This window comes from Streptomyces sp. NPDC038213, assembly GCF_055600495.1.
In genome coordinates this window covers 51,376-64,628 of record NZ_JBVJYM010000003.1, presented here as the reverse complement: position 1 = coordinate 64,628, position 13,253 = coordinate 51,376, and the positions used below count along the sequence as shown (strand labels likewise).

General features: G+C 75.7%; 10 protein-coding genes. 5 read left to right on the top strand and 5 right to left on the bottom strand.

Features of this window, described 5'->3' with window-relative positions; all coding sequences use genetic code 11:
- Nucleotides 1-125: 125 nt before the first annotated feature.
- Both ACZ7JZ_RS05615 and ACZ7JZ_RS05610 read right to left on the bottom strand, forming a co-directional pair.
- Nucleotides 126-3,224, bottom strand: coding sequence for a sacsin N-terminal ATP-binding-like domain-containing protein (locus ACZ7JZ_RS05615; protein WP_470934166.1), 3,099 nt, complete (start codon nucleotides 3,222-3,224; stop codon nucleotides 126-128).
- Between the two features lie 1,328 nt (nucleotides 3,225-4,552).
- Entirely contained in the window at nucleotides 4,553-5,461 is a 909-nt protein-coding gene (locus ACZ7JZ_RS05610; protein ID WP_470933531.1) for a DUF3027 domain-containing protein, read from the bottom strand.
- 587 nt (nucleotides 5,462-6,048) lie between these two features.
- Here ACZ7JZ_RS05610 and ACZ7JZ_RS05605 point away from each other — a divergent pair.
- From ACZ7JZ_RS05605 to ACZ7JZ_RS05590, 4 genes are all read left to right on the top strand, one after another.
- Nucleotides 6,049-7,479 carry an MFS transporter gene (locus ACZ7JZ_RS05605; RefSeq protein ID WP_470934164.1) on the top strand — a complete coding sequence of 477 codons (1,431 nt, stop codon included), beginning with the start codon at nucleotides 6,049-6,051 and terminating at the stop codon, nucleotides 7,477-7,479.
- Nucleotides 7,480-7,821: 342 nt separating this feature from the next.
- Nucleotides 7,822-8,319: a DUF2771 domain-containing protein gene (locus ACZ7JZ_RS05600; protein ID WP_470933529.1), complete on the top strand. Its 498-nt coding sequence runs from the start codon at nucleotides 7,822-7,824 to the stop codon at nucleotides 8,317-8,319.
- A gap of 17 nt (nucleotides 8,320-8,336) precedes the next feature.
- Entirely contained in the window at nucleotides 8,337-9,113 is a 777-nt protein-coding gene (locus ACZ7JZ_RS05595) for a futalosine hydrolase (protein WP_470933527.1), read from the top strand.
- Entirely contained in the window at nucleotides 9,106-10,020 is a 915-nt protein-coding gene (locus ACZ7JZ_RS05590; protein WP_470933525.1) for a 1,4-dihydroxy-6-naphthoate synthase, read from the top strand. Before ACZ7JZ_RS05595 ends, ACZ7JZ_RS05590 begins: the two co-directional genes overlap by 8 nt.
- A 108-nt stretch (nucleotides 10,021-10,128) precedes the next feature.
- Here ACZ7JZ_RS05590 and ACZ7JZ_RS05585 read toward each other — a convergent pair whose 3' ends face one another.
- Complete coding sequence (locus ACZ7JZ_RS05585) at nucleotides 10,129-10,512, bottom strand: cold-shock protein (protein WP_046507938.1); 384 nt, start codon at nucleotides 10,510-10,512, stop codon at nucleotides 10,129-10,131.
- Between the two features lie 177 nt (nucleotides 10,513-10,689).
- Between ACZ7JZ_RS05585 and ACZ7JZ_RS05580 the strand changes: the two genes are divergently transcribed.
- Complete coding sequence (locus tag ACZ7JZ_RS05580) at nucleotides 10,690-10,989, top strand: hypothetical protein (RefSeq protein ID WP_470933523.1); 300 nt, start codon at nucleotides 10,690-10,692, stop codon at nucleotides 10,987-10,989.
- A 68-nt stretch (nucleotides 10,990-11,057) separates the two neighbouring features.
- On the opposite strand, the gene ACZ7JZ_RS05575 is transcribed toward ACZ7JZ_RS05580, so the two are convergent.
- Both ACZ7JZ_RS05575 and ACZ7JZ_RS05570 read right to left on the bottom strand, forming a co-directional pair.
- Nucleotides 11,058-11,753 (bottom strand): HAD family hydrolase, encoded by a 696-nt coding sequence (locus ACZ7JZ_RS05575; protein ID WP_470933521.1) that lies wholly within the window; start codon nucleotides 11,751-11,753, stop codon nucleotides 11,058-11,060.
- Nucleotides 11,754-12,061: 308 nt separating this feature from the next.
- On the bottom strand, nucleotides 12,062-13,240 hold the full coding sequence (locus ACZ7JZ_RS05570) for a hypothetical protein (RefSeq protein WP_470933519.1): 1,179 nt from the start codon (nucleotides 13,238-13,240) through the stop codon (nucleotides 12,062-12,064).
- Nucleotides 13,241-13,253 lie beyond the last annotated feature (13 nt).

Below are 13,253 nucleotides of genomic sequence, written 5' to 3'. Positions count from 1 at the left end.
GGATTTTTCCTTCGGGGGGGGGAACAAAAGCTTCCCGGCAGGGGGGTGGCGGGGGGCTGGTGGCGCCCCCCGGGGAAAATTGGGTGAACCGCCGCCGTCCGCTCAGGAGAACCGGCCGGGCCCGCTCAGTCGAACCAGCGGTCGCGCGCCAGCTCCTCCGTCCGCGACGGGTCCTCCAGCAGCGCCGCCACCTCGAACCGGCGCGGCCACTGCCCCGCCGCCCAGGCCAGGCCAGCCGCCACGCCCTCCAGGGTGGCCGCGTGCAGCACCCCGTCCGGGGTCCGCCGCCAGTCCAGCTCCACCCCGCCCGCGACCAGCTCCTCGTGCTCCACGTACGAGGAGGGGGTGGCCGGGCCCAGCAGCACCCGTACCGGCTCCGGCACCTCGTGCGCCTCCCCCGGCGAGCTCACCTCCGCCGGAACCGTCTCCGACAGCCGCCGCACCTGGAGCAGCTCGGCCAGCTCCGCCGCCCGCACCGGGGACACCGGCAGCAGCGGCAGCCCGGCCGCCAGCGGCAGCAGGTCGGGCGCGTCCGCGACCACCGCATCGGCCGCGTCGACCACCCGCACCTCCCCGTCCACGACGGCCCGCAGCTCGTCCGGCAGGGTCACCTGCTCCGGATCGAGGTCGGCGAGGTAGCCGTACAGCGCGTGCAGCTGCCGGCCCGTGACCTCCCGCTCCGGGTCCGCGAGCCGACCCAGCAGCTCCGCCGCCCCGCCCGGCTCGTCCAGCAGCGCGGCCACGGAGGTCCGCACCCCCAGCGCCCGCAGCACCTGCTCGTCCTCGAAGCCCGTCGCGTCCGCCGAGGTGTACAGCCCCTCCAGCAGCGGATCCCCGCCCGCCGCCCGCAGGCCCGCCGGGCGGCGGCCGTCGAGCACCGGATGGTCGCGCAGCCACCAGGCCGTGTACGGGCGGACCGTCTGCGTGGTGCCGTCCGGCAGCAGCACCCGCACCGGCTGCGTCAGGGCGTCGCGCAGCGGCGGCTGCGCCAGCAGGGCGAGCGCCTGCGGCCAGGCCCCGTCGTCCACGAGGTCCAGGTCCCGTACGGCGACGAGCTCCGTCGCGACCGGCGGCACCGGCCCCTCCGGCAGCTGGTCGAGCACGTCCTCGCACCACACGTCCACGGCGTCCAGCAGACCGGCGTCGTCGGGCTCGGCGAAGTCCCCGTCCCGCGGCTCCAGTTCGTCGGGGTCGAGGACCACGTCCGTGGCGCGCACCAGCTGGAAGTTGGCGAGCACCCCGCAGGCCGTCAGGGGCTGCTCACCCCAGCGCCCGGCGAGCTCCCCCTCGCACAGGGCGAGTTCGCCCTCCCGCATGATCTGCGCGAACGGGCTCCCCGGCAGCACCAGTTCACCCGCCGGAGCGGGCTCCCCGTCCTCGTCGGGCAGCGCGAGCGCGGCCAGCCAGGGCTCGTCCCCGGGCTCCAGCCCCGCATCCCGGACCAGCCCGAGCACGATCTCCGCCAACTCGTCCGGGTCGAGGGCCTCCTCGTCCCAGACCTCGCCCGCGTCAAGCGAGCCCGCGACCGCGGCCCGCACCTGAGGGGTCGTCAACACCGCGCGGGGGCTGGCGGGCAGGGCCCCCAGCTTCTCCAGCAGCGGGTGCGCCGCCTCCGGGTGCGCCACCTTCAGCCCCAGCCGCGCCAGCGAGGCCGGGGTCTCGGGACCGGGCAGCAGCACGTGCCGGGGCCCGATCGCCGTCCGGCCGTCCGCCAGCGGCACGGGCAGCCCGGACAGCCGGTCCGGATCCACCCCCGCCAGGCTGTCGTACAACCGGTGCCACCACTCCGGGGTCCGCTCGATCCCCGCGATCCGCTCGATCGCATCACCCAGCGGCAGCCGCCCCACCCCGAGCGTGCGCAGCTCCGTACGCCGCTCCAGACCCGCCGGCAGCAGGGTCGGCAGCACCTCCGCCAGCACCCGGACCGTCTCCGCCCCGGCCCCCTCGACCACCTCCGCCTCGAAGGGCCGCAGCGCCGCCCGCTCGGGCGCCTCCTCCCCCTCCGGGGCGGGCGCCGCCGGGGCCAGGAAGGCCACCCGGGGCAACAGGGCCAGGATCCCGGCGCGCAGCGCCCCGTCCAGCTCGCCCTTGCCGAGCGGTCCCGGCACGAGGTCCACGAGCCCGGTGCCCACCGGGTCCCAGGCGCCGAGCAGTTCGGCGTACGCCTCGGCCGCCCGATCCACCAGGAAGTCCGTCAGCGGCCCGGGCGCCGGGTGGCGGCGGGCGGTGTCCAGCGGCAGGGAGGCGATCAGCAGGGCCGGGATGCCCAGGGGCTCGTCGGTCGGCGTCGGCGCGTGCACGACGGGGGCGGTGGCGGGCCGTACGGGGGCGCCCTGCCCGTCCACGGGGACGGCCCACGCCACCGTCCAGTGCGGCCGCAGCCGCTCCTCCACCGGCCGGTCCGCCAGCAGCGCAGGATCCACCGGGCCGGAGCGCCGCACCGTACGCCAGCGGGCCGCGCCCCGCTCCGAATCCTCCACGGCCACGTACGGGCCGTCCTCACGGCGCGTCAGCGTCCGCTCCCCGTCCGGGGTGTCGACGACCACCTCGCGCAGCCCCGGCAGGGTCAGCAGCAGCGCGTCGTCGACCCCGGCGAGCAGCCGCTGTACGAGGTCCTCGGCCACCCGGTCGCGCAGCGGCAGGACCACCACGGTGTCGTAGCCGTCGGGGGCCGTGCCCTCCGCGGGCAGCGGCAGCCGCAGCAGCGGCACGTGCCCGTCGCGGCGCCGCAGCTCGTCCCCGAGGCCCGGGCTGAACCGGGCCGTCTCGGAGGCCAGCTCACGCGCCTCGGCCAGCGCCCAGCGGACCCCGCCGTGCCGCCCCAGGACCGCGGGCTCGTCACTGACGGCCAGCACCGCCGCGAACCCCACCCCGAACCGGCCCACCGAAGCCGTCGTATCCGCCGGCTCCCGCTTCGCGGAGGCCCGCAGCGTCGCCAGGGACTCCACCCCGGCCGCATCCAGCGGGGCACCCGTATTGGCCACGGCCAGCACCCCGGACCGCAGCGTCAGCCGCAGCCGCCCGGGCACCCCGGCACGGGCCGCCGCGTCCGCGGCGTTCTGCGCCAGCTCCACGACCAGCCGGTCCCGGTAGCCGCCGAGCGCGAGGTCCTCCTCGGCATTGGCGTCCTCACGGAACCGGGCCGGGCTGGCGGCCCAGGAATCGAGCACCCCGCGACGCAACCGTGCGGTGGCAAACGGATCGGCCCCGCTCCCGTCCTGCACTGCCGTCGCAATCACCTGATGTCTCCGCTCTGGCCCAGGGCTCGTTCCCCGCGCCCGAAGGTACCGCGCCCCAGCCTGCGGTACCCATTCGAACCCCCGGGGGGTGGGGGTGGGTGCGGGTGCGGGTGCGGGTGCGGGTGTGGGGTGGGGGTGGGGTACGTCGTCCAGCTCCGGGCCCGGGTCTCCTCCCCCGCCCCGGCACTCCACCCGACCGGTGTTTGCCCACCACCCCCGGGGCGGGGCCCGGGTACGGGGATCAGCACATACGGAGTTTGGCAGCGGCCGGTGCTGTGGTGAGGAGTCGGGCCACGCCGAGTCCCTATACAACCCCGTCTATCCAGCCCCGCCGGCGTTTGAGGCGCGGGGTCTGGGGCGGAGCCCCAGTTTCGGGAAGGGGCGGGTAGGGGAACCAGCACCGCGCAGCGGCCCCCGCTACCCCCGGCCCACCGTGTCGCCCCTTACCCGGGTCGGGATGGCTCTCCGGTGTCTGCTCGCATGTCTGAGGGTGCGGCCGTCCCGCGGCACCCTGTCAAGGGCGCTGCGCGTCGCTGCGCGATGGCCCTACGGGCCACCCTTGACAGGCCACCACGGGACGTCAAGTCCCAGACTTGCCAGCAGCCACAGGAGAAAAAGCAGCAGGGGGACCAGGACCCCAGCCGGTCGGAATCGCCAGGCTGCCCGGAGCTCGCCGGACCCCCGCCCCCCGGGCGGAAAGACAACCGACACAAGCCGCGACGGATCGCTACACAGCCACGGCCGACTCAGCGGCAGCCGGACCGCCCGCGGCTCGGCATAGGCCGCCAGCGACCGCTACGCGCTCCGCCCGGCCAAGCGGCCTGCGGACCGCCCGTGGCTGGGGGCGCGGCAGTTCGCTACGCGCTCCGGCCGTCCCGGCGGCAGCCGGGCCGTCTTGTGCCCCACGACCCGCCAGGCGGCACTCAAAGCACGGCAGCCCGCCCACCCCCGCACCGCCGCAGACCCCAAAGCCGCCTCCCGGACTCTGCGATCCGCAGGACGGTACTCGCAGCACGGCAGCCCAGCCACGGCCGCGCAGCGGCAGGGCCGCAGGCCGATGCCGTGCCCTGCGAGCCGCTGGGAGGCACTCGGAGCACGTCAGGCGGGCTGCCGCCGCGGAGAGGCGGGGCAGAGCACGGGGCCGGGGCCGCCCCCGTGCTCTGCGATCCGCTGGGCGGAGTTCAGGGCACGGCACAGCTGGATGGCCAAAGGACCGCTGTGGCAAGTGGGCTGACAGGGGCCCACCAGGGCCCCGCGGCGCCGAGCGGGCGGGATCGGGATGTGCGTACGGCCCGGCCCGCCCGGCGGGGTGGTCAGGAGTGGCCCAGGTCGGATTCCGGGAGGGCCGTCGCGGGGACGGAGCCGGAGTCCGGGGACGGGCGGAGGGGGAACTCGTCCGCGGCCATGGAGTCCAGGACCGGCGGGGCCGGGCGCGGCGGCTTCGGCATGACGGCGGCCTCGGAGTGGCCCCCGCACCCGTACGAGAGGGAGACCAGCCGGCCGTCGGCGGGTCCGAACTCGTTCGCGCAGACGCCGAACGCCTGGCCGAGCGAGCCGCCGATCGCGACGAGGAACCCGCACGAGACGCAGGCGGCCGGGGCGGCCTGGGCCATGGGGGTCTTCGCGCCGAAGGACTCGTCCCAGCGGTCGGCCGCGGTGTGCAGCCCGTACCGGGACAGGACGCGGGCCCGGCGCATGCCGAGCTCCTCGGCAACGGAGGTGATCGAGCCGCGCTCGGCCACGACGATCCGGTCGGTGACCTCGGCGTCCTCGGACTCGACGAGTTCGGCCATCTCCTCGGAGACGACGGAGTTCGGCGGCGGCGCGTCCTCGCCGGTGTACCCGGGCTCCAGGCGCAGGTCCTCGGCGTCGGTGGGCAGCAGGTCGCCGGGGCCCATGTCCCCGGGCCGCAGCCGCTCGCTCCACGGCACCCACTCGGGGGCGAGGAGGGCGTCGGAGCCGGGCAGGAGCACCGTTTCGTCGAGGGTGACGACCTTCGCGCGGGAGGCGCGCGTCACGGTCACCGCCCAGCGCCAGCCCCGGTAGCCGGGCTCCTTGCACTCGAAGAAGTGGGTGACGACGCGGTCACCCTCCGCGAGGACGGAGACGTGTTCGCCTACGATGCCCGGCGCCGCGGCTTCCTCGGCCGCCGCGCGGGCGAGGTCGACCGCTTCGGCGCACAGGCGGTCGGGGGTACGGCTTCGCGTGGTCGCAGCACTCACTGGTCTCGTTCTCTCCTACGCCGTCTCACGAGTGCGCCGTCCGTCTGTCGTCGTAACAACCGTCGGTCGAGTCCGTACGAGTCCGTACGTGGCGCGGGCGGAGCGGACCAGGGGGCCGCGTCGACGTCCGCACCCGACAGGTCTCGGGCGCACCTCTTGCGTCCCATTCTGCGGGATCGCGGAGAGGCGCGCGTCCAAGTACGACCGCCGGTGGCGCGCTACGCACGCTACCTCCTTCCCAGCCCTGGGCCCACCTGCACGTCCGATTCGCGGACGGGGAAGGGGCGGCGAAGGGGCGGCGAAGGGGTGGAGAAGGGGTGGAGAAGGCCCGGGAGGGGGCCTCGGGAGGGGGCCTCGGGAGGGGCTGCGGAGGATTCCGGATTTCCTCCCGCTGGCCGTCGGAGGGGCGGCGGAGGGGGGCTGGAAGGGCGTCGGAGGGGCGTGCTGAGGGGCGCCCGGGGGCTGTCAGCGGCCTCCGGCGGACCGTCAGCGGGGGCTGTCGGCGGCCCGCCGGGGCCGTCACACCGCCCGCGAGCCGTCGTACGTGCCACGCCGACGGGTCCGAGGGGCGGGTCCGGGGCGGTGTGGTGGGGCACTATGGCCAGGTGGCAGCCGCACGTTCTTCCGACGACGGCTCGAGCCGGGCCCGGCGGGCCGGACGGGCCGTCGGGCGTGCCCTGCACCTCCCGGTCACCGGTACCGCCCGCAGGATCCGGCGGGCCACGCACGCCCACGGCGCCGGGGAGTCCGGGCTCGGCAAGCTGATCGAGCTGCACGCGGTGAACGGCGCCGGGGACGTGATGATCACGGTGGCGCTGGCGTCCACCGTCTTCTTCTCCGTACCGACGGACGAGGCGCGCGGCCGGGTGGCGATGTACCTGGCGGTCACGATGGCGCCGTTCACGCTGCTGGCCCCGGTCATCGGCCCGCTGCTCGACCGCCTGCCGCACGGCCGGCGCGCCGCGATGGCCGCGGCGATGCTGACGCGGGCCGTGCTGGCGGTGCTGATGTCGGGGGCGGTGGCGACCGGCGGGCTGGAGCTGTACCCGGCGGCGCTCGGGGTGCTGGTGGCCTCGAAGTCGTACGGCGTGGTGCGCAGTGCCGTCGTACCCCGGCTGCTGCCGCCGAAGTTCCCCCTGGTGAAGGCGAACTCGCGGGTCACGCTGGCCGGTCTGCTGGCCACCGGGGCCGCTGCGCCGCTGGGGGCCGGGCTGCACCTGATCGGGCCCCAGTGGCCCTTGTACGGGGCCTGTGCCGTGTTCGTGGCGGGCACCTTCCTCGCCTTCCGGCTGCCGCACAAGGTGGACTCCGCGAAGGGGGAGCGGCGGGCCCGGCTGTCCACGCACGAGCAGCGGGCCGTGACCTCGGCGCGGGCGGTACGGGCCGCACGGCCGGAGCGGGCGGCGCGGCCCTCGCTGCGGGCCGTCAGCAAGTCGGTGCTGTGCGGGCTGTGGGCGAACGCGGCGATGCGGGGGCTGTCGGGGTTCCTGATCTTCTTCCTGGCCTTCCTGCTGCGGGAGCATCCGCTGGCGGGGCAGAGCGCGGCCGTGTCCCTGGCGCTGGTGGGCGTCTGCGCGGGGGTCGGGAACGCCTGCGGTACGGCGGTCGGGGCGTGGCTGCGGGCGCGGGCGCCGGAGGCGATCGTGGCGACGGTGCTGTCGCTGACGCTGGGGGCGGCGGTGGTGGCGGCGGTGTTCTTCAGCGCGGCGCTGATGGCGGTGCTGGGGGCTACGGCGGGGTTCTGCCAGGCGCTGGCGAAGCTGTCGCTGGACGCGATGATCCAGCGGGACGTGCCGGAGGCGGTGCGGACGTCTGCGTTCGCGCGGTCGGAGACGTTGTTGCAGATGGCGTGGGTGGTGGGGGGTGCGGTCGGGATCTCGCTGCCGTTGAACGGGGTGGTGGGGATGGGGGTGGCCGCCGGGATCGTGGCGGCCGGGACGGCGATGGCGGTACGGGGCTTCCTGGCCTCGCCGCGCCACCACCACCCGGGCAGCAGCCCTCACCCCCGGGTCGCCTGACCCCGGCCCCGGATGGCCGCGCCTCCGGCCGCGCCCGGCCACCGCTGCGCGGGGCCTTTCCCCTACCCGCCCCTTCCCGAACTGGGGCTCCGCCCCAGACCCCGCGCCTCAAACGCCGGCGGGGCTGAAGTTCGCCCCGCGCCTCGAACGCCGGCGAGGTTTGATTTGTCGCTGAGCGGCACATTCCAGCGAACCGCAGCAAAATCCAGCCCGCGCGGCGATTGAGCACACCGGGCGCGGAGCGCACGGGGCCGGGGGCAGGGGGGCGGGTCGGGGGCGATCCGGGCGGCGCGCGGAGACCCCGTGCGTTGTGGTGGCGGTGCGACCGATAGCCTTCGGCTCATGACCGCACAGCTTTTCTCGGGTAGGGGCCGCCGCAGCGTCGCGGCCCTCGGAGCCGTGTCCGCCGGGCTCCTCCTCCTGTCCGCCTGTGACAAGCCGACTCCTCTGGCGACGGTCACCGTCGGCAGTTCGTCGGTGTCCTCCGAGGCCGCCTGCCAGAAGGAGAAGGGCACGGACTCGCTGCCCGCGGAGAAGGCCCAGGAGTGCCTGAGCAGCCTCAAGGCCGCCAAGAGCATCGAGTACGCGCGCGGCGACACCCTGCGCCTCGGTGTGGAGCCGGAGGTCGTCGAGCACGGCACGAAGTGGCAGGCGCTGCTCGACGGCACGCCGATCACCGAGCCCTCCGACAACACGTACCGCAGCTTCCCCGGTGCCGACGTGTTCGCGACCGGCGGCCAGGGCGACGTGCCGCAGTCCAAGAAGCTGGCGTTCGTCCAGCTGTCGAAGGACAACAAGCCGCTCGCCGTCTGGTCCTTCACCCTCAAGCTCAAGAAGTAAGCGGAAGTCCCCAGGGCGTGCACGCGCTCGTCGTGACCGCAGTGGCGGCGGAGGCCGACTCCGTCGCCGCGGGTCTGGCCCCGGCCCCTCATCCGGACGGTCCGGTCACGCCGCCGCGCGCGCTCCCCGGCGGCTTCCTCCTCAGCCGCCACGACCTGCCCGGTCTCGCCGTCGACGTGCTCGTCGGCGGCGTGGGCCCGGCCGCGGCCGCCGCCGCTGCGGCGACCGCCCTCGCGCTGTCCGCCGCCGGGTCGGGTCCCCCGTACTCGCTGGTGGTCTCCGCCGGGATCGGGGGCGGTTTCCAGCCCGCCGCGCCGGTGGGCTCCCTCGTCGTCGCGGACGCGATCGTCGCCGCCGACTTGGGCGCGCAGACCCCGGACGGCTTCCTGACCGTGGAGCAGCTCGGTTTCGGCCGTGCCGTGCACCTGCCGCCGGCGGAGCTCGCCGCCCGCGCCGCCGAGGCCTCGGGGGCGCTGCTGGCGCCCGTACTGACCGTCTCCACGGTCACCGGCACCGCCGCCCGCGCCGCCGCGCTCGCCGCCCTGCACCCGCTGGCGGGCGCCGAGGCGATGGAGGGCTTCGGGGTGGCCGAGGCGGCCGCCGCCTACGGGCTGCCGGTGCTGGAGGTGCGCGCGGTGTCGAACGCCGTGGGTCCGCGCGACCGGTCCGCCTGGCGGATCGGCGAGGCGCTGGCCGCGCTCACGGAGGGCTTCCGCCGGCTCGTGCCCGTACTCCTCGGATCCGCCGCCGCGTACGGGTCCGCCCGCCCCGACGGAGGGAACCGCCATGACTGACGCCGCGACCAGCACCACGGGCACGACGGGTGCGACGGGTGCGACGGGTGCGACCGGCGCGGATGCGCTGCGGATCGCGTACTCGCCCTGTCCGAACGACACCTTCGTCTTCGACGCCTGGGCGCACGGCCGGGTCCCCGGCGCGCCCGCCCTGGACGTCACCTTCGCGGACATCGACGTCACGAACGCCTGGGCCGAGCGCGGGTCCGCGGACCACGACGTGCTGAAGGTCTCGTACGCCGTACTGCCCTGGGTCCTGGACGAGTACGCGCTGCTGCCCTGCGGCGGGGCGCTGGGCCGGGGCTGCGGCCCGCTGGTGCTGACCCGGGAGCCGGGCGTGGACCTGGCGGGGAGGACGGTGGCGGTGCCGAGCGAGCGGTCGACGGCGTACCTGCTGTTCCGGCTGTGGGCGGCGGACGTGCTGGAGCAGGGCGTGGGCCGGGTCGTCGTGATGCCGTTCCACGAGATCATGCCGGCGGTGCGGGACGGCCGGGTGGACGCCGGGCTGGTGATCCACGAGGCCCGGTTCACCTATCAGGACTACGGGCTGCACTGCCTGGCCGACATGGGCGCGCACTGGGAGGACACCACGGGCCTGGCGATCCCCCTCGGCGCGATCATCGCGAAGCGCTCGCTGGGCGCGGAGCGGCTGCACGCCCTGGCGGAGGCGGCGCGCGCGTCGGTGCGGATGGCCTGGGAGGACCCGGAGGCCTCGCGGCCGTACGTTCGGGCGCATGCGCAGGAGCTGGACCCGGCGGTGGCCGACCAGCACATCGGGCTGTACGTGAACGAGTTCACGGCGAACCTGGGCGAGCCCGGGTACGCGGCCGTGCGGGGGCTGCTGACGCGGGCCGCGGCGGAGGGGCTCGTACCGGCGGTGCGGCCGGAGGCGCTGGCCTTCCCTTAGCGGGGGCCGGCCTTCCCGTAGCGGGGGTGAGGGGTGCGGGAACGGAAGCGCTCCGCCACCCCTTCGGGTGACGGAGCGCGCCGACGGCTCCCGTGCGGAGTCCGGGGCTCAGACGTCGAGCTGGTCGGCCACGGCCCGCAGCAGGCCGGCGATCTTCGCGCCGTGCACCTTGTCGGGGTAGCGGCCTCGCTCGAGCATCGGCGTGATGTTCTCCAGCAGGGTGGTGAGGTCCTGGACGATCGAGGCGAGCTCGTCGGGCTTGCGGCGCTGGGCGGCCGCGACCGAGGGGGTCGGATCCAGCACGGTCACCGAAAGGGCCTGGTCACCGCGCTGCCCGGCGACGACGCCGAACTCGACGCGCTGGCCGGGCTTGAGTGCGTCGACCCCGGCGGGGAGCACGGACGAGTGGACGAAGACGTCGCCGCCGTCGTCCCGGGAGAGAAAGCCGAAGCCCTTCTCGCTGTTGAACCACTTGACCTTGCCGGTAGGCACGTCTGTTCCTCGTCCTTGTACTCGTCGGGGTCCGTTTCGCCGCAAAAACGGCTCTGGACAGCAGGAGAGCGGGTCGCGTGACCCGCCTGCCCCCAGGCTAATGCTCCAGGGCCCTGTGACAAGACGTCCCCGGGTCCTTCCTGCGGGCGGCTCAGGACAGGGAACTACCCTGGTCGGGTGACTGGTACTCCTGCTTCCGCCGCTTCCGCCGGTTCTGCTGCCGCGGCCGGCTCCGACGAGGCCCGGCCCGGCGACGGGCTGGTGCGGGCCGGCGGCATCGTGTTCATCGTCGGCGCCGTCGCGACGCTGGTGACGATGGCCCCGCTGTTCCTCGGCACGGATCCCTTCCCGCCGGTCGCGTACGCCGTGTGCATGCTGATGGGCGTCGGCTTCGCGATCTCGGGCGCGGGCGTGCTGCGGTCGGCCGCGGCGCAGCGGCGCGAGGCCCGGTCCGTCCAGGCCCGTACGGGGCGCTAGCTCCGCCAGGGCTCGTACGGGGCTCTAGGCGGGCTGGGGCGGCTGGGCCCTCGGTCAGGCCGGGCCGGTCAGACCGACGCGGTCGGCTCGGCTGCCGTGCGGTGCTCCCGGTACGCGGCCAGCCAGGCCGGGAGTTCCGTCAGGTCGGCGAGGACCACGTCGGCGCCGGCCGCGCGCAGCTCCTCCGCCGAGCAGGGGCCGGTCGGTACGGCGACCGAGACCGCCCCCGCCGTGCGGGCCCCGCGTACGTCGCCCACGTGGTCGCCGACGTACACCGAGGCGCCGTGCTCGCGGAGGGCCTCCGCCTTGGCCTCGGCCCAGAGCCAGCCGATGACGGCGTCGGGGTGCATCCCGAGGTGGTCGAGGTGCAGCTTGGCGTTCGGCTCGTGCTTGGCGGTCACGACGATGGCCCGCCCGCCGGCCGCCCGCACCGCCTCGATGGCCTCGCGGGCCCCCGGCATCGCGGGGGTGCGGTCGATGGCGTGGGAGGGGTAGAGCTCCCGGTAGCGGTCGGCCATCTCGGGGATCTGCTCCTGCGGGAACCAGTAGGCGAGTTCCTCGTCGAGCGGGGGGCCGAGGCGGGTGACGGCCTGGTCGGCGTCGATGAACGTGCCGGTGCGGGCGGAGAGCTCCAGGTAGGTGGCCCTGATGCCGGGGCGGGAGTCGATGAGCGTCATGTCGAGGTCGAAGCCGACGGTGAAGGGGGCGGGGGTCGGCTGCGGGGTCGCGCTCGGGTTCGGGTTCGGGGTGGCATCAGGGGTCATGCGGCCATTCTTGCGGACGGGGGTGGCGGGTGGGGGAACGCGGGGTGACGCTCCGCTGCGCGGGGGCTGGTTCCCCCACCCCGCCCCTTCCCGATCCCGGGGCTCCGCCCCGGACCCCGCGCCTCAAACGCCGGCGAGGCTGGGATTTGCTGCGCAAATCCAGCCCGCGCAGGGGGTCCCCCCGGACGAAGTCTGGGGGAGTTTGAGCGCACCGGGCGCGCAGCGCACGGTCCGGGGGTCCGGGGGCCTGCCCCCGGTTTCGGGAAGGGGCGGGTAGGGGAACCGGACCCGTGCACCGGGACCCGGGGTCACGGGCGGCGGGAGCGCCACGCCAGGTACAGCGCCGACGCGACCGCCGCCCCGCGGACCACCCACGGCCACAGCCCGGTGAACGCCTCGTCCGCCCGGTCCGCGGCCAACGCCTCCCCCCACCTGCCGTCCGAACGCCCCCACAGCCACACCAGTGCCCCGCCCAGCACCGCGCCCGGCAGCCCGAAGACCACCACCTTCTTCTCGGTCGGCCCCAGCACCCGCGAGGCGTACGCGACCAGCCAGCCCGCCGCGAGCAGCAGCCAGGACCCGCTGACCGCACCGCCGACCAGCACCGCCGCGGCCAGCAGCAGGAAGACGTGCGGCCGCGGCCCGCGGTCGGCGGCCGGTCCGGCGGCAGGGGGCGCCTCCGCGGCCGGTACGGACTTCAGCTGGCGGCGGCGCTCGCGCAGGGCCCGTACGACGGTCCGGGTGCGACCCACCGGTTCGGGGGGTGGAGGGGCGGAGGCGGCGGCAGGGGCCCCGGTGCCGGACGCGTCAGGCTCCCCATCCTCGCCTTCGGCGCCATCAGCGTTCTCTGCGTCCTCGGCCTCCGGCCGCGGCTTGCGCAGCATCGCCGGGATCTCGATGCCGCCCGCGAACCCGGCGGGCACCTCCGGGCCGGCGCCGAAGGGCAGGGGTTCGACCCGCCACCAGTCGGGTTCCGCTCGGCCCGAGCCGAGTTCGTCCTCGCCCGCGAGGTGCGGCGGCAGGGCAGCCGTGCTTGACGGGGGCGCGGGCGGCGGGGGCCCGTCCGACGCGGGCTTCTTGCGGAAGAAGCGGGCGGCCCGCTGCTGCGGCACGGCCGCCGCGCCCGGGGAGGCCGCCGCGCCCGGCGAACCCGAGGAACCCGGCGAGCCCGGCGCGCCCGGCGCGCCCGCGGAGCCGACCGCAGGGGCTTCGGGGCGCGGGTCCGGCACGGAAGCGGAGGCACCGCCACCGCCACCGCCACCGCCGGACACCGTCGCGACGACCTCCTCCGGGCTGCCGATGCGGGCCAGGATGCGGCGTACCGCGGCCGGGGTGTCCGGCTCGTACTTGGCTCGCTGCCGGTCGATCTCGTTGCGGAGGCCGGATACGAGCCTCATGCGGTCCCCCGACGGGACCTGCTGACGCTGTGCCAGATCACCGATCCGGCTCAGGTAGTCGTAGACCAGCTGGTCGCTCTCGATTCCCACGCCCCGGCTCCCT

Bases quoted from the DNA above. Each gene is read 5' to 3' on its own strand.
- ACZ7JZ_RS05600 (WP_470933529.1), top strand. From the start codon at position 7,822: ATGACCGCACAGCTTTTCTCGGGTAGGGGCCGCCGCAGCGTCGCGGCC.
- ACZ7JZ_RS05590 (WP_470933525.1), top strand. From the start codon at position 9,106: ATGACTGACGCCGCGACCAGCACCACGGGCACGACGGGTGCGACGGGT.
- ACZ7JZ_RS05575 (WP_470933521.1), bottom strand. From the start codon at position 11,753: ATGACCCCTGATGCCACCCCGAACCCGAACCCGAGCGCGACCCCGCAG.